14 protein-coding genes and 1 pseudogene are annotated in these 16,427 nt (G+C 39.3%); 5 read left to right on the forward strand and 10 right to left on the reverse strand.

The genetic code is table 11. The features are described from left to right. Positions 1–22 precede the first annotated feature (22 nt). The 3 genes and pseudogenes from KHA99_RS16740 to KHA99_RS16750 all read right to left on the reverse strand — a co-directional run. Positions 23–766 (reverse strand): annotated as a pseudogene (locus tag KHA99_RS16740) (ABC transporter ATP-binding protein); the annotation flags it as partial. Positions 767–1,045: 279 nt separating this feature from the next. Continuing rightward, positions 1,046–1,888 carry a DUF427 domain-containing protein gene (locus tag KHA99_RS16745; RefSeq protein WP_213118600.1) on the reverse strand — a complete coding sequence of 281 codons (843 nt, stop codon included), beginning with the start codon at positions 1,886–1,888 and terminating at the stop codon, positions 1,046–1,048. A 256-nt stretch (positions 1,889–2,144) separates the two neighbouring features. Continuing rightward, a complete protein-coding gene (locus tag KHA99_RS16750) occupies positions 2,145–2,999 on the reverse strand; it encodes an alpha/beta fold hydrolase (RefSeq protein ID WP_213118601.1) in 855 nt (284 codons plus the stop codon). Between the two features lie 187 nt (positions 3,000–3,186). Here KHA99_RS16750 and KHA99_RS16755 point away from each other — a divergent pair, with 187 nt between their 5' ends. Then, positions 3,187–3,636, forward strand: coding sequence for a MarR family winged helix-turn-helix transcriptional regulator (locus KHA99_RS16755; protein ID WP_213118602.1), 450 nt, complete (start codon positions 3,187–3,189; stop codon positions 3,634–3,636). A gap of 210 nt (positions 3,637–3,846) precedes the next feature. On the opposite strand, the gene nagZ is transcribed toward KHA99_RS16755, so the two are convergent. The 3 genes from nagZ to KHA99_RS16770 all read right to left on the reverse strand — a co-directional run bounded on the left by nagZ (position 3,847) and on the right by KHA99_RS16770 (position 8,039). Further along, entirely contained in the window at positions 3,847–5,628 is a 1,782-nt protein-coding gene (gene nagZ, locus KHA99_RS16760; RefSeq protein ID WP_213118603.1) for a beta-N-acetylhexosaminidase, read from the reverse strand. A 222-nt stretch (positions 5,629–5,850) separates the two neighbouring features. Continuing rightward, entirely contained in the window at positions 5,851–7,635 is a 1,785-nt protein-coding gene (locus KHA99_RS16765) for a M56 family metallopeptidase (protein WP_213118604.1), read from the reverse strand. A gap of 17 nt (positions 7,636–7,652) precedes the next feature. Beyond that, positions 7,653–8,039: a BlaI/MecI/CopY family transcriptional regulator gene (locus KHA99_RS16770; RefSeq protein WP_213118605.1), complete on the reverse strand. Its 387-nt coding sequence runs from the start codon at positions 8,037–8,039 to the stop codon at positions 7,653–7,655. Between the two features lie 459 nt (positions 8,040–8,498). Here KHA99_RS16770 and KHA99_RS16775 point away from each other — a divergent pair, with 459 nt between their 5' ends. Together KHA99_RS16775 and KHA99_RS16780 are read left to right on the forward strand one after the other, a co-directional pair. After that, a complete protein-coding gene (locus tag KHA99_RS16775; RefSeq protein ID WP_213118606.1) occupies positions 8,499–8,960 on the forward strand; it encodes an Rrf2 family transcriptional regulator in 462 nt (153 codons plus the stop codon). Between the two features lie 40 nt (positions 8,961–9,000). Continuing rightward, the gene (locus KHA99_RS16780; RefSeq protein ID WP_213118607.1) at positions 9,001–9,669 is read left to right on the forward strand and encodes an NAD(P)H-dependent oxidoreductase; all 669 of its coding nucleotides are present in this window, start codon (positions 9,001–9,003) and stop codon (positions 9,667–9,669) included. Positions 9,670–10,382: 713 nt separating this feature from the next. On the opposite strand, the gene KHA99_RS16785 is transcribed toward KHA99_RS16780, so the two are convergent. Both KHA99_RS16785 and KHA99_RS16790 read right to left on the reverse strand, forming a co-directional pair. Then, positions 10,383–10,874 carry an SRPBCC family protein gene (locus KHA99_RS16785; RefSeq protein ID WP_213118608.1) on the reverse strand — a complete coding sequence of 164 codons (492 nt, stop codon included), beginning with the start codon at positions 10,872–10,874 and terminating at the stop codon, positions 10,383–10,385. 1,350 nt (positions 10,875–12,224) lie between these two features. Further along, entirely contained in the window at positions 12,225–12,794 is a 570-nt protein-coding gene (locus KHA99_RS16790; RefSeq protein WP_213118609.1) for a TetR/AcrR family transcriptional regulator, read from the reverse strand. 117 nt (positions 12,795–12,911) lie between these two features. On the opposite strand from KHA99_RS16790, the gene KHA99_RS16795 reads away from it, so the two are divergent. Next, positions 12,912–13,922 (forward strand): NADP-dependent oxidoreductase, encoded by a 1,011-nt coding sequence (locus tag KHA99_RS16795; protein ID WP_213118610.1) that lies wholly within the window; start codon positions 12,912–12,914, stop codon positions 13,920–13,922. Positions 13,923–14,054: 132 nt separating this feature from the next. Next, positions 14,055–14,354, forward strand: coding sequence for a putative quinol monooxygenase (locus tag KHA99_RS16800; RefSeq protein WP_213118611.1), 300 nt, complete (start codon positions 14,055–14,057; stop codon positions 14,352–14,354). Between the two features lie 270 nt (positions 14,355–14,624). Here KHA99_RS16800 and KHA99_RS30845 read toward each other — a convergent pair whose 3' ends face one another. Both KHA99_RS30845 and ltrA read right to left on the reverse strand, forming a co-directional pair. Next, positions 14,625–14,996 (reverse strand): group II intron maturase-specific domain-containing protein, encoded by a 372-nt coding sequence (locus KHA99_RS30845; RefSeq protein WP_249366705.1) that lies wholly within the window; start codon positions 14,994–14,996, stop codon positions 14,625–14,627. A gap of 5 nt (positions 14,997–15,001) precedes the next feature. Continuing rightward, positions 15,002–15,916 (reverse strand): group II intron reverse transcriptase/maturase, encoded by a 915-nt coding sequence (ltrA, locus tag KHA99_RS16805; RefSeq protein WP_249366706.1) that lies wholly within the window; start codon positions 15,914–15,916, stop codon positions 15,002–15,004. Positions 15,917–16,427: the final 511 nt, after the last annotated feature.

Consider the following 16,427-nt stretch of genomic DNA (forward strand, 5'->3'; position numbering starts at 1 on the left):
TCATTTGTTGGATAAAGGAATCTTTGAAGTGTTTTTCTCCAATAAATTCGCGGACAAATTCATTTTTTGGATGGCGAAGCAGGTTTATTGGTGTATCACTTTGAATACATTCACCATCTTTAAGTAAAACCATTTGATTCGAGATTTTTAATGCTTCATCCATATCGTGAGTAACAAAAATAATCGTCTTTTTCACCTTTTTTTGTAAGTGAATAAGCTCATCTTGTAATTGGATACGACTAATGGGATCAAGAGCACTGAAGGGTTCATCCATTAAGATGATAGAGGGATCGGCACAGAGTGCTCTGGCTACTCCGATCCTTTGCTGCTGGCCTCCGCTCAGTTCATGTGGATAGCGATCTCGATATTCTTCGGCCTCAAGGTCAATTAGATTTAAAAGTTCAGTCACTTTATTTTTCATTTTTTCGTCTTTTTTTTCACCTTTTAAACGAAGAACCAGTGAAACATTTTCTTCAATCGTCATATGAGGAAAAAGTCCAATTTGCTGAATGACATATCCTATATTTCTTCGAAGGTTCACAGAATCCATTTGACTGATATCCTGTCCATTAATAAGGATTTTTCCTTCACTGGGTTCAATCAGCTTGTTAATCATTTTCAGTGTGGTTGATTTCCCGCATCCGGACGGTCCGATAATGGTTGTAATTTTTTCTTTTGGCAGAGTTAAATTTAAATTTTTTATGGCATACCTAGATTCAAATAATTTACTGATATTAACAAACTCCACCGCCGCTGTGCTCTTCATATTTACATAATATCCTCTCATTTGAATTAACCATTATTTTTACTGACAAAGCGCTACAATTCGTTTAATTCAAAAATTTCTTACATGCATTTTAAATTTTACCATTAACCTTATGGATTGTTCCATTCAATCTATCTAACCAATCGAAAGGTTTCTATCTATTTTTTGAATGTTAAACCTTCCTGTTGTACCTTATTCGGGTAGTAAAAAAACTGCCGAAGCAGTTTTTAGGATTTATGGGCATACTTATAATCGTTTCTATTTCAAGCCTAACTATTATTACTCGATCTTTTTATAGGGTAAGCTTTTAGTTTCAGGCAGCTCCCATTTTTCCCCATCAATGTATAAGGCATCAATTCGCTCACTATAAAAACATAAAAGACCTTTAATTTCTTGAACCGCTGGAAGTGGGTCTTTATAGGTCCAAATGATATCTTCAAATAGCTCATCGCCAATTTTCACAGAATAATAATTGGCAATTCCCTTATAAGGACAGTGTGTTTCAGTTTCAGATGGCAATAAAACATCTTGATTTATATCTTCAAAAGGAAGATAGTAACGTGTAACTAAGCCCGTTTCGAAAACAAGTACAGGACGGTGACTATCAGCAACCACTTCACCACCTACAAGAGCTTGTACATGACGGGAGCTTGGGATTGCATCCACGCGCCAGTAAGGATCACGGGCATGGACAAAAACTTCTGTCTCTTCTTCAAACCAAGCATCTGTTTTACTCCAGTAAAATGAGATGTATCCTTTGATATCTTGCGCCACAGGTTTAGGAATTAAATAACTCCATGCTGCATTTTCGGAAATATTATCCCCTACTTTTATAGACCAATAGGAGGCCGTACCTTTATGCGAACAAACCGTTTGATTATCAGATGCTACCAACAAATCCATTCGGACATCTTCTTGGGGAAAATAATAAACGGGAAACCTTCCAGCTTCAAAGGCCAACACTGCCCGTTTGCTGTCCACAATGGTTTCCCCTCCGAACTTAACCCTTACCCATCTAGGAGATGGTTCCACTCGAAAATGCCAATCAGTTCCGGGAATTTCACAAGCCTTAGAATCCATGTCATCTGTCATTCTCTTCACCCTTTTTGAATAAATTTGCATAAGTATAAACCTCATTTTCTTTAGGTAATGACATTGAGCCACCCCTAGGAAAAAGACTATTTGTATATTTTACCAAAAATAAGAATTAAAAAAAGGACCTAAATTTTAAAATAAGTATGTAACAGATAACTTAATACACATAAAAACGCAAAAAAACCCAAAACACAAAGATGAATACATCTATGTATTTTGAGGCTATACATTTTGATATAAATGAAGGCACGCAATTTGATACCTTCATTTATATTAAAATTTATTATTTAGAATCTGATTCCGTAGTATTCAAAAATTGAATCAGTTCCGCATTGAACTCCTCGGCGTGCGTCACATTAAACCCATGAGGTCCACTTTTAATTACCACAAGCTGACTGTTCGGAATGCGTTCATGCGCCTTTTGCCCGCTAACTTCCAATGGAACGATGGCATCTGAATCACCGTGAATAACTAGTGTTGGTACGTTGAACTTATCTAAATCACCACGGAAGTCTGTTTTACTAAACGCTGCGATACAGTCAAGCGTGCCCTTTGGTGAAGCAAATGCTGCAATGTCACGATTGTATAATCGGAATTCTTCGCTCACTAAATCCGTTTTGTCCCCAGATGCGAAGAAGTTCGTCGTAAAGTTATCGAGGAATGCAATTCGATCTGCCTTTACTCCATCTTGTAAGCCTTTGATTAATGCATCGTCAAATCCGCCGTCCGGATTATCCTCAGTTTTGTAAAGATACGGAGGTACTGCCCCTGCTAGTACAGCTCTTGATACACGCTCTGTTCCGTAAGTACCAATGTAACGAGAAACCTCGCCTCCACCCATCGAGAAGCCAACCAATGTTACGTCACGAAGATCAAGATGCTCCAGTATTTTGTGTAGGTCTGCCGCAAACGTATCATATTCATACCCATTCCATGGCTGTGAAGACTGACCGAATCCACGACGATCATACGTAATTACTCGGTAACCAGCCTCAACTAATGCTGGTACTTGTTTTTCCCAAGATCTCCCACTAAGTGGCCAACCATGGATTAACACTACTGGTTTTCCAGATCCTACATCCTCAATGTGAAGCTCAATCGGTGCACCATTTTCAAATCCTACTGTAAGTTTACTCATTTTAAATTCCTCCATTATTTTTATTTTAAGTTTCGCAAAATTGTATTGCGCAAAACTTAATTTGTAAGTTCATCTTACCTTCATTTTAAAATATTGTCAACAATTAAATTTTGCAAAATACTTTTTCTTATTCAGAAGGTATGTTAAATTATTAATGAGAGAAATACTTATTATTAGAGGTGTAACCATGGAAACTAACCCACATAATCTTAAATTAGAGGACCACTTATGTTTCTCATTGTATGCCTGTTCACGGGCCATCTTACGACTTTATCGCCCTTACCTAGATGAACTTCAGCTCACTTATCCTCAGTATCTAGTCTTAGTTACCCTGTGGGAGAAGCCACAAAGAACAATTAAAGAGCTGGGTGAAGTGCTTGATCTTGATACAGGTACACTGACTCCCCTACTCAAACGTATGGAAGCTGCCGGTCTCATCGAGCGTCGTCGTGACACAGTGGACGAGCGCGTCATGAACATTTTTATAACGCAAGCTGGTAAAGCCCTACAGGAAAAGGCATCGTGTGTTCCACAATCCTTATTCGGCGCTACTGGCATGAATAAAAAGGAATTGGATGAAATAAACGAAACAATCATGCGCCTGTTACATCAACTGAATAAAACCTCGGAGAAATAGAGGCAATAGAAAAAATCCACTCTAATCACTAAGAGTGGATTTTTTCTACGTACGATGTAATAACTATTTTGATACCTTAAAAACAATTACACTTCTTCTTAAAGAAACCTGCTCCATTAGTTAAATAACTTCAACAAAAAAGTGCATTAATCCTTCTTGGATCAACGCACCGTTCGTATTATAAGGTTAACCACAAACCAATATGAATAATTAATGTAAATAATTATTCAGAAGATTATTGATTGAGTGATTTATTTCATTTATGTTAGGATTTCCTACTTTCGTATCGTTAATGCTATAGTTTCCTTTTAGTTGTATAATTCTTTCTATACTTTCATTTAATCTTTGTTCTGAAATTTCCCCATTTTGAACAGCAGTTTTTAAAGAAGAGATAATCTTTACAACATTATTATAGTCATGCCCTACTAAAATAATATCGCTTCCTGCCTTTACTGATTCTACCGATGCTTTACCAATATCAAAATGTTCTGTTATCGCTCCCATTGTCATATCGTCCGTTATGATTACACCTGTAAAACCAAGTTGTTTTCTAAGAAGATCCGTCATGACAGCTTTTGACATGGTCCCTGGATTCGTTTTATCTAATTGAGGCAATAAGATATGAGCGACCATCACAACATCTCCACCTTGATTAATCGCACGTTCAAACGGTATTAACTCTAGTTCTTTAAGTTCCTTAAGGCTTTTATTTACAATTGGAAGGTCCAGATGGGAATCAACCGATGTATCTCCGTGACCAGGAAAATGCTTAATTGTCGTGATAACGTTCTGAGACTGTATCCCTTTCATCGTTTGAACCCCAAGTTTACTTACTATTTCCGCATTGTTCCCAAAGGATCGATCCCCGATTACTGGGTTATTCGGATTGCTGTTAATATCGAGAACAGGTGCAAAATCGAGATTTAAACCAAATTCTTTTAATTCTTGCCCTAAAAGTGTTCCGACTTTAAAAGAAAAATCAGGATTATTTACTTGTCCAATCTGTTTATTTGGAGGAAAGGTAACAAGTCCACCCGGCAATCTTGTCACACGTCCACCCTCTTGGTCAACACCTAGTAAAAGCGGTAGACTTGAACTATTTCCAGCTTTCAGTTGATTCACAAATTGAACGGCTTGTGCAGGGGTTTCAAAATTATTTTTGTAAAAAATAATTCCTCCGACATGGATTTGGCTTATTAATTGTTTTGCGCTTGCATCCATTGTAGTCCCGGAAACCCCAGCAAGAATCATCTGCCCTATTTTATCTTCTAAACTCATTTTAGAAATTACTTCTGAAATGGTTTGGTTTTCTTGTTGATTCGGCTTTTTTGCTTGTTGATTTGGTGTTTTTTCAAGCTGTGTAAAGAGTGAAATATGGTCAACTTTAGGATTGGGCTCCTGTTCTGTTTTTACTGGTAAAACCCATAATAAATCAGTAGAAGACGTTGCATGATAGACAAGTATCATTTGGTCAACAGTTGAACTTTTATAGTATCGAATGGCATCGGGTTGTCCAACAGTTTTCTTAATTTCATTTAACGAGATATTTTGCAGTTCAGAATCATATGACCGTATATCATTTACAGTCTGATCGGCATAGCCGATTGTAGCATGATGACTTTTGTATTCCTCATACCTGCCTTTAGCCGTTTCCGAAATATGATCTGATTTTCCCCACTCTTTGTTTACTTCCTTCCATTCTGTTTTACCGGAAACAAAGGGAATATTCTGAACCATACCTTCCTTAGATAAGGAAAACGTTTCCTCTACTAATTTCTCAAGATTTGAATTCTGATCATTCTTCGAATCCACTTTTCCGGAAGATTGAGTTTCGGAGGGTTGGGTTATAATTGGACTTTCTTTACCTTTCGTCGTCTGTTCGCTACTATTTTCTTTGGTTGCATAATAATAAACGCCAATGATTAAGGCTAAAATTAAAAGTGGAATCGTAAAAATAAGTAGTTTATTTCGTGATTTCCTATGTCTTTTCATACTCCAATTCCCCTTTCTAACTTTTCGTTTTTAGCTTTTATGACGTTTTTTCGAGTTCATCATCCGCTATTTATTTCTTGTTTTTAAACCATTCATGAAAGTCTTTAACAATCAAGAGGATGAAATCATGATCATTTCATCCTCTATTTAAGTTTTTAATTATAATGTTTGCACCTATAACAGAACTCGTCCGCAGTCGTTGCTTTTTTGTTTCATATTTTATCACCATTGTCTTCCCGGATCATTTGACATATTATTAACCGTACCCTTAGGGTAAAGCACAGAGTAGTGGTCCATTACCGGGTCCGGATTACTATTTGAAGTCTTAGGAAATACTAACAAAATGTTGTATTCCGAATTTGCAACATACCCTATAATTTCCTCATCCTTACTTTTCACGTCATATGCTGGAATTCCAAATACTTTCTTTACCATAGAGAGTGATAATTCATTTAATTTCTTATCAAAGGATCTCGCCTCAAAAATTCGTGACCCTTTGTTGAATCCAAATACCACATTGTATTTCGAAAATACAGCATAATTCCCTTTAGCATTAGGTACCCAATCAACCTTATCCGGATTTCCTAGCTTTGTCTCTACGTCTTCTATAACAGTAGTTTTAACAGGAAACTCTGAGTTTATGATTTTACCCTGCTTTGCCAATTGCATGATACTTGACAGAAGCTTTCTCTGAGTATCCCCATTAGATGATGAAGTAGCGGTATTGTTATTCGATGCTGTCGCTTTGCTTGTGATGACTTGTGTTGAATTGCTTTGTGATGCTTGGCTTATATTGCCTTGCGTTGAATTGCTTTGTGATGCTTGGCTTATATTGCCTTGCGTTGAATTGCTTTGTGATGCTTGGCTTATATTGCCTTGCGTTGTATTACTAGGTGATGCTTCATCTTGAGATTTTTTTTCCACTGACAGAGAAGAACTTTTTGTATCACTGGTTTCATTTGGGATAACATCTGAACTACCTGGTTTAATGGTGCTTGAGCAGCCTACCATAATTGTAAGAGATACAGCTAAAACTGCAGATATTGCCGAACTTTTTTTAAATCGTGTAATCATAATAATTCTCCGTTTATTGTATTTATTTGCATATCCTAGTGTGCCAGTAGTACTCCTTTTTTCTGAGAATAATCTAAGCATATTGATCATAGTCTGACCGTATTTTTTGACTTCTTCTTTCTTTAAAGTGCTGAGGACAGCTGCATCACAAGCCACTTCACAGTCTTGTTTTACTTGATTAAGTGAATACCAAATTAACGGATTGAACCAATAGATTGCCTTAACAATCAAAAGCAGGGTGTTTACCGCTAAATCCTTATTCCTAATATGATTTAACTCATGGCTTATCACAAACTTAAACTCTTCTGGGGTTAATTTGTCTATAAGCTCCTCTGAAATTAATATTTTAGGACGGATTATCCCGTAAACTGCAGGCGATTTCGAGTAATTACTATAAATAATTTTTATCTTTGAATTTATTTTAAGTCTTGTTTTTTCTGCTTCTAAAATTTCAAGTAGGTCTTCTCTATCACAGGCTGAACACTTTTTCAATTTAGCCATCATCAAGATATTTAGACATAGAATATACAGTAAAATTGATGAAACACCTATTATCCACAGCACCGCTGCAGTATCATAACTAAAAATAGCACTTATAATTCCTGGATCAGCTAATGCGTTACTTTCTTCTATAGACGGTGTATTTCCGGTTGTGATAGTACTGTTTGGTATTATGTTAGGAACATATTGTTCTGCTATAAAATGAGGATCAAGTTCCTTTTGTTCAATCGGAATAAAGTTCATAAAGCTTATATGACTTTGAATGTCTATTGGCACTATTAGCCTAAGTACAAGCAAAATCCAAATATAATAATGAAGCTTTGCACTAAGCCTTTGTCTAAAAATCGCCTTTACGGCAAGTATCCCCAATGCAAGAATACTACCCATAAGTGACAGTAATAAGACTTCTTTAAATACTGCAGATAAAACCATGTCCCATTACCTGCCTTTTAATCGTTATTTTTTTTATGAAGCAATCTTTCCAGTTCTTCTATTTCCTTCTCAGAAATCTTCTCTTCTTTTATAAAATTGGCGAGCATAAGGTGGATAGAACCATCGTATACCTTTTGAATAAACGACCTTGTTTCTTCCAGTACACAGTCTCTTTTATCTACCAAAGGATAATACTCATAAAGAGGCATCTCCTTATTTACACCTATAGCACCTTTCTTTACCAGTCTACTTATTAATGAATGAATTGTTTTGGGACTCCATTTCTTATTAGAACTTACAGCCTCTACTATCTTCGCAGAAGTTAATGGAGATGGAGTTTCTTCCCATAGCACCTTCATTACAATCCACTCTGCATCAGATATATTGCACTCTGCTTTCTTCATCTTTCTCCTCCATCCTACAAGTGTAATCTACAATAAAGACTACACTTGTAGGACGGAGTTGTCAACGTCCCTTTTTTTACTCATCATAAAAATTAATCGAACCTTCCAACTTAGCCAGTTTATTTTGCCTTTAACACTACTCAGCACGCACACTTTTAGTGCGTATTTTTTGAAGAAATAATTATTCTTATTAAACTAACGTAGTAAAGCGTTCCAAAAGATGCAGCAAACTCTGCAAACTCGCTGCAATGGGTAGTAATCGTTCCAAGGCTGCTGCTGTTTCTAATTTGGGTCATAAAAGACAGGGTGAATAACGATATAATGTAAAAAAACCAATTCCTTTTTTATTTCCGCACTTTTTTCTTTACTTTTTTATTATTGTTTTATAAAATACGATAAACAGGATAATCATTATCCTGTTTATCGTATTTTATTCGTTATAGAAAAGAGGAGGTTGTTATGCAAATTAAAAATGGATTCGAACAAAGTGTATATGCCATATGTTTACTTAGTATGTTACCTGCTAAGTCCGTTTTGCCAGGCGAAGCAATAAGTAACCAGATAGGAGCTTCTCCGACTTATTTTCAAAAAATATTAAGGAAGCTTTCAGATTCTGATCTAATTGCTTCAGTTCCTGGTAAAAAAGGGGGATTTAAACTAAAAAAGTCCCCTAGTGAAATAAGGATATATGATATTTTCCTAGCAATCGAGGGACAACAAGCATTGTACTATTCCAATAATGTTTTAGGAGAAATGGTTCCAAAGAAGGACAAAGAAGCATGTGTGCTAAGTGACTTAATGGAAAGAGCGGAAACTTCTTGGATAACAGTCTTAAAAAGTGAGACTATTTCCTCTCTATTTACAGAGTTGCATAAAGAAAAAGAATTGCAAGATTGGGTAAATCAAAATTTAGTCCAATAAACCAACAACCAGAATTAACCATAGAATGGAGAAAATAATCATGAATACAGATTTTCTAGTAAAAGAACAAGTAATTAATGCTTTACAGTTTAGACATGCAACTAAAAATTTCGATAACAGCAAAAAAATTTCAGAAGAGGATTTTAACTTTATACTTGAAGCGGGAAGGTTATCTCCAAGCTCATTAGGTTTTGAACCTTGGAAATTTTTAATTGTGCAAAATGCTGAATTAAGGGAACGACTCAAAGAAGTTTCTTTGGGTGCAGTAAGTCAACTTGATACCGCAAGTCATTTTATAATCATACTAAGTCGCACTGATGTTAGATATGACTCTGATTATATTTTTAAACATATGAAAGACATTCAAAAGATGCCAGATGAAATTATGGAGTTTATATCCAATGCTCTAAAAGATACGCAAGACGCCCGTGGAATTATAAACAACGAACGAGCATTATACGATTGGTCTTCTAAACAAAGTTATATTGCTATGGCTAATATGATGACATCTGCTGCTCTTATTGGAATAGATTCTTGTCCAATGGAAGGCTTTAATTATGATGAAGTGGAAAATATCCTAAAAGAACAAAAATTAATAAAAGGAGAAAATTGGAAGCCTTCAGTAATGGTAGCTTTTGGCTATAGAAAGGAAGATCCCAAACGCGCTAAAACCAGAAGAAATTTAGATGAAATTATAGAATTTGTATAAAGAATAACTATAAAAAGATAGCTAAAGATTAAGGTAACTCCATTTTTGAGTTACCTTAATTATTTTTTTATAAATAATCAGTTTTTTCTATATCTTCCGTTGCAATTACTGCATGTAGCTTTATTACACATTTTGAGATTGTTCATTTTAAGTATACATATAAAAGGCATGGTTAAAGATTTCAAATAAATATTGATTAAAAACTCCATTCTTTCCATATACAACAGCTGTATTAAAAACCGTTATTTTAAAAAATAGATTGATCAAAATGACGGTTCCTGTCTGATTAAATATCAATTTTTCATAATAAAGTTTTATCCTTTTTTATTAAACTATTGCTCCCTTTTGTTTTAATGAAAATCCTCACAATCTCTTCACCTTTAACGATTTTTTCTAATGAGTTATACAACAATCTGGCCCTTTAAAGGAATAACTAAGATATGTCTGAATCCTAAAATCACTTAATTGTTCTTCCACTAACGCCCCCATTACTTTAAGTAAAATATTTCACAACCCTTCTTGTTGATTAGGAATAACAATCCCCCGCCTGTTTACCGTAAATAAGACGAAAAACTCATTTGGTAATCCCTGACAATTCATTCAATAAACGCCGAAGAGCTGCGCTCTGCAGCTCTTTGTCCATATGCAAAAAATTCCGATTTTTATAGAAAATGCACGGACTGGCTACCTTTTCACCGCTAACGGTACAACCATCAGTTAGCCGCCTCAGCAGTTTTCTTGAGAGCCGCAAGCCAGGCTTTGAGTGAGGCAGTTAGTTGTGCTTTCATCCCATCCGGGTCTGCCTCCACGGGAGGACCGTCCCAAGACTCAGTGGTATTCACAACGGTTCCTTTAGGAGTAAATTCAAAAGCCCACACGTGAACGCCGTCTATTCCAAGTGCGGGGCCGCCCCAGACGATTCGTCGGAGGGGATCAACCTGACTAATAGTGGAATCGATTTGTAGCCCGTGAGTCACCCACTTGAAGGTACTGCCTTCCGCGAGTGGACCGAACAACTGCGCCTGTGTGATGTCTTGCTGCCAGGAAGGCCACTGGTTGATGTCGGTTTGTAAACTCCATACGGTTTGCAGCGGTGCATCAATTACGGTGGTCAGATCTACGATGACTTGAGCGTTACGGTCGACATCGACATTTTTCAGTCGTAGATTATTAGAAAGACCCAAATTTTTATTTACATTTTCCATTAGGATCACCTCATTAAATGTTGTAATACAATATACTAATGGGATCAAAATCGCCCAAAACTTATAATTTAACAATTCCCCATCATATATACATATAATGATGAAGGTGCTGCTTTAAATAATTTCTAAATTTGTTTCGTTTGTTAGTGATTAATCAATAACTAACTGTAGCTTTGGAATAAAGTTTGATTAAAAGTAGGATGTAAACGTTGATTATATAATAGAAGTAATTTTTACTTTTGGAAAAAAGTTTGATCAAAATACTAGTCACTTATATTATTTATAAATATCTTTTTATAAAAAAGTTTGATAAAAGTAAATTGAACTGAACCCCGAATAGTGGATACTTTAAAAAAGCATCGGTATCACTCCCTGCTCAGCATTGATCTAAAGTTTCCATTAGCTTAATACTTTCTCACAACGTTTCCGTATTCATAACCCTCACCGACTGAAGCCCTGAAGAGGCGATTGCGATGTGTTTAGGAACATAAGAACCGAGTAAGTTAACACTTCGATCTCTCGTTTCTAGATAACTGGTAAAATATTCAATCCAACAATTTCAAATCTGCAGTTATTTCTACCGACATTCCTTCATGTGTAATATTTAAATATTTTCGAATTGATTAAGCCATTCTGTCCTTTCCTTCAATATTAGTCTATTCAATAACGCCTCAAATTTCCATACAAAAAAGGAAAAGAGCCTCAAGGCTCCTAAAAGTATCGCCTATCAGAAAGATGTGGTGTTATTAGATTTTGGCTAATCAAATATTTGCTGAAATCGGAATGAATATAAAGAAATGTTTCCCTCTTTGATAAGCAGAGACTGCAATCCACTGTTCTGCATTCTTTACGACGACTAGAAGGTTAGGATACACAGTTACGTTACAAGAACCAAAAGTCTATTCAACTCGAATCTAAAAATCCAAAATCAGGCGCTCTCCCCATTTTTAAAAACGATTGGGCCACGTCCTATTTAGTATTGCTTTTTTACGGGGTTACCGAAGGTAATTTTCATGGTAGTTTAAATGAAAATCTTCACAATAATTGTTTTTTTCACTAATTATAATAAGAATTATTCTTTTACTATCTTTTAGGGGGCACCTCACGAAACGGAAAAAATCGTACGCTAAGCAATGCGTTGCAGAAAAAACCGGACCCTTACAAGGGAATCCGGTTCTCGTCATAGCAGCAAGTGAAGTTGAACTATCGTATCCCGTTAGCCATCCATGAAGTACAGCTTCACCACAAAGGATGGAATTTTAAACCGTTCTTCCATGGTAGTTCAATCTTTTGTAAGCTAAGCATGATATCGTTGTGCTAGAGTCCCCTATTAGGGTAGTACTACTTTAGCTACGCCCTGAAATTGCTGCTCGATCGATTCGTCAAGATCGCGCTCGCGATAATGCTGAAGAGATGCTCAGCCCGTGGCGCGGACGAGGGCTGGTTGCTGAGCCACCCAAGCGCAGCAGCTAGCGAGAACAGGTCATCACCATCCATGTCGGTACGCGCCAGACCCTCGACCTGAGCGCGAGCGAGAAGTCGCGTGCCTGCCGTGCGCATCGTGACGCATGAAGTGTGGAGTGCGGACTCTGTGTCCTCCTTGGCTGCCATCATCGCGTCCACAACACCTTGATACTTGCCCGTGAATGCAACGACGTCGCGTAGCCACGACACGAGTGCATCATCGGGTGAACTCGCAGTTTCGAGCTCACGTGCCTTTGTCGTAAACTCGTCGAAGCTTGCGCGGAGCAAAGCTTCGAGCAGCGCCTCTCTCGTCGGGAAATGACGATACAGTGTGCCGAGCCCGACACCAGCTCTGCGAGCTATTTCGCGCAGCGATGCATCGACGCCTTGCTCGGTTACAACGACGCTCGCGACTGCGAGTATGTGCTCATAGTTTTTCTTCGCATCGGCTCGCATAAGATTCCTCCTTGACAATCGGAGCGGCGCTCCGTATAATAATAAATGGAACAGTGTTCCGTTTAAGTGGAGCACTGCTCTTATAAGGATAACACATTTGTGTGAAAGGAGAAAGCGATGTCTACAAATACAATGAAGGCGATTCGGCTGCACGAATTCGGCGGCCCTAATGTACTGCGTTACGAGGAGGCCCCGCTTCCAGAACTGAAACCGGGTGAGGTGCTTGTCCGCGTTCACGCGGTTGGCATCAACCCCCCCGACTGGTACCTGCGCGAGGGGTATAAGGATCTTCCTCCTGAGTGGCGGCCGCAGGTGCCCTTTCCCGTCATTTTGGGGTCGGACGTGTCGGGAGTCGTCGAGGCGGTAGCCACGGATGTGCTGGGCTTCTCCGTCGGCGATGAAGTTTTCGGCATGGTTCGCTTTCCTAGCTTTGGGGAGAGCGCTGCTTATGCCGAGTACGTCGCCGCGCCAGCATCGGACCTTGCACTCAAGCCGGCAGGCATCGATCACGTGCACGCCGCAGGGTCGCCGATGGCAGGCCTCACCGCGTGGCAGTTCCTGATCGAGCTGGGGCACAGTGAACCGAACCCGCTTCAACCGGAGATGCATCTCCCGGTGCCGCTCAACGGCAAGACGGTGCTCATAAATGGTGCCGCGGGCGGCGTGGGGCACTTCGCGGTGCAGCTGGCTAAATGGAAGGGTGCGCACGTCATCGCGGTGGCATCGGGGAAGCATGAGTCGTTCCTGCGCGAGCTCGGTGCCGACGAATTCATCGACTACACCAAGAGCCCTCCAGAGGACGCCGCGCATGACGTTGATCTCGTCCTCGATACCCTTGGCGGTCCCACCACTGGTCGTTTCTTGCGTATTCTTAAGCGTGGCGGCGCTTTGTTCCCGGTGTTCTTAGGCTTCTCCGACGCCGAGGAGGCCGCGAAACTGGGCGTAACGGTCTCAATGACCCAAGTGCGCTCGAACGGCCCACAGCTGACGGAATTAGGGCGCTTGCTTGATGCCGGGACGGTTCGCGTCGCCATCGACAGCACGTTTCCACTTGCCGATGCTCGCAAGGCGCATGAACGAGCCGTCGGTGGGCACATTCAAGGCAAGATTGTGCTCACGGTCGTGTAAGGACGACAGCTCGAATGATTATCGCACTCCTCTTGGAACGTCGCAAAACTTTGCGACGTTCCAAGAGTGAGGACCGCGAATGAGCTTTGAAGAAATTTGCTAACTTAATTAAGAAAAAAAGGATGAACAACAATGATTATACTCATGGGTTACGTTCACCTAAAACCGTCTGATGTGAATGAGTTCACTGCAGACGTTCAGGCTGTCGTTTCCAGCACGAGAGCTGAAAAGGGATGCCTCTTTTATGCCTTTACTTTGGAAGATGCGCGCGCCGGACGCATGCTGACTGTCCAGCGGTGGCAAGATCAAGAATCGCTGACGGCCCATGTTGAAAGACATGAGTCGGCGCCGTTTTTAAAAAAGTGGGGAAACAGGATGAGAATGGACATTCTAAAATACGATATCTCTAACGAGCGCTCGTTCATGGAGTAAAAGAGGTCTCTCAAAGAACAGACCGTGAAGGTCTCCCTTCATTCGGCTCTTGTTATCCAATCGCGTAGTAGCCCTATTTGCCTCTAGTAAAAGAGATAAGGGCTGCTCTTGGCAACAGAAGTAAGAAGGATCCGCCGAGGCGGATCCTTCTGCTTTGTATTGAACTAAAGTATCGGCTCATTGAACTTAACTTTTGCTCAATAGAGTAGGAGGGGAATTTTAGTCCCCGACCTCTCACACCACCGTACGTACGGTTCCGTATACGGCGGTTCAATCTTTTAAGTATCGTAACTCATAAAGTTGGGAGATATCTTTCAATCCCCACTTTGTGAGTTTTTCTTTTGTTATCGCTCGGTGCAGGATTTCATTTCTTGATGTTCGCCAATATCCCTTACGGGAATTAGCTAGTTTCCTTGCATCTTCATGGTTGATTCCATATTTTCTAAGCATCCTGTATCTAGTCTTGGGCTTTTTCCATCTTTTCCAGATGAGTTGCCTAAGTCGGTGATTTAACCATTGTTGGGTTTTTATGATAAATCTCTTCATTCGTGTTATCCCATAGTAGTTAATCCATCCAGTGGTTACTTGGTTTAATTTTTTGATGATTTCCTCAAAAGTTCCTGGCTGTTTACGACTAGTCAACTTTCTTAATTTATCCTTAAATCGTAGTTTTGCCGACTCGCTTGGTCGGCACCCGACTTTCCCAAGAGATTATGTAAGTTGAATCCAAGGAATGTAGCTGAGGTTGCACCACAGATATTGCTTTTCCTTTGGTTAATAATTAAACCAAGGTCATTTTCGATGTAACCAGTGATACTAGCCATTACCCTTTCGCCCGCTCGTTTACTTTTGACATAGATGACGAAGTCATCCGCATATCTAATAAAACGGTGTCCTCTCTTTTCTAGTTCTCTATCCAGTTTGTTTAGATATACATTTGCTAAAATGGGCGATAATGGACCACCTTGCGGTGCACCTTCTTTGGTTTCAATATAAATATCTTTGTCGAGAATGCCTGAACGAAGAAATTTCCAAATCAGTTTAAGGACAATTTTATCCGAAATGAACTCCTCCAAATACGCTCTAACTCTTTGGTGGTGAATTGTGTCAAAATAACTTTTCAAGTCGCAGTCCACTACTACTCTGTATCCTTCTTGATAATACTTTTCGGCAAGTTGGATTGCCTGGTGAGCATTCCTGCCTTTACGAAAACCAAAGCTATTCTCAGAGAAGTATGGGTCTATGATTGGTTCAATTACTTGGAGAATGGCTTGCTGTACCACTCTATCCAATACACAAGGTATTCCCAGATATCTTTTGGAACCATCTGGTTTTGGAATTGCAACCCTTTTGACCGGTTGGGGCTGGTAAGTCCCCTCCATAAGTTTCTGTTTAAGAGGTTGAAAGTATTTTTCCATATGTGATTTCAATTGATATACGGTAATTCCATCAATCCCGGGAGCGCCTTTGTTACTTCTCACTTTTTCATATGCATTCCAAAGATTCTCGTTTGCGATAACTTTGTTGATCAATTTGATACCATCTTGTTCTTTCATACCCATGTTGGCATCCCTACGCACTCCTATGAATCATTCGGTTTCCAACCTATTTCATCATAGGTAGCCATCTTTTGGTGTATACCGCGATGTTTTCCGCGATTAGGCGGGGTGCCTACACCTCCTTGTTTCCCAAGATTTAAGATTGTTCAGTCCTTCATTTCCATAGGAAACTACTATGACCTCTGCTGACTTCTCACGATAAATCTTGTTTCAACCGAGCGAGTTTGCTCGTCCGTGAGACCTCCCCGGGTAAGGGCGATAACCTTCTTCTCATGTAACTGCTATATTTACTGTATGGGACTCGGGCAGTATTGGACTTTATCTTGCTATGCAGATTCATCCGCCCCAATTCAGCCTTGTATATAGTTTCTGTTCGTCAGTTCGAGAATTTGCCTCCAGCTTCCTTCAGATTCCACCTCACGGTGGACACCCTTGCTATTGGCTAACAGTTCCTACTGCCAAGCCTGTAGTGGACTTTCACCACCAAGTTATCGCCCATGCCGGGCGCACATAA

This window comes from Neobacillus rhizophilus, assembly GCF_018343535.1.
In the GTDB taxonomy this organism is placed as follows: Bacteria; Bacillota; Bacilli; order Bacillales; family Cytobacillaceae; genus Neobacillus; species Neobacillus rhizophilus.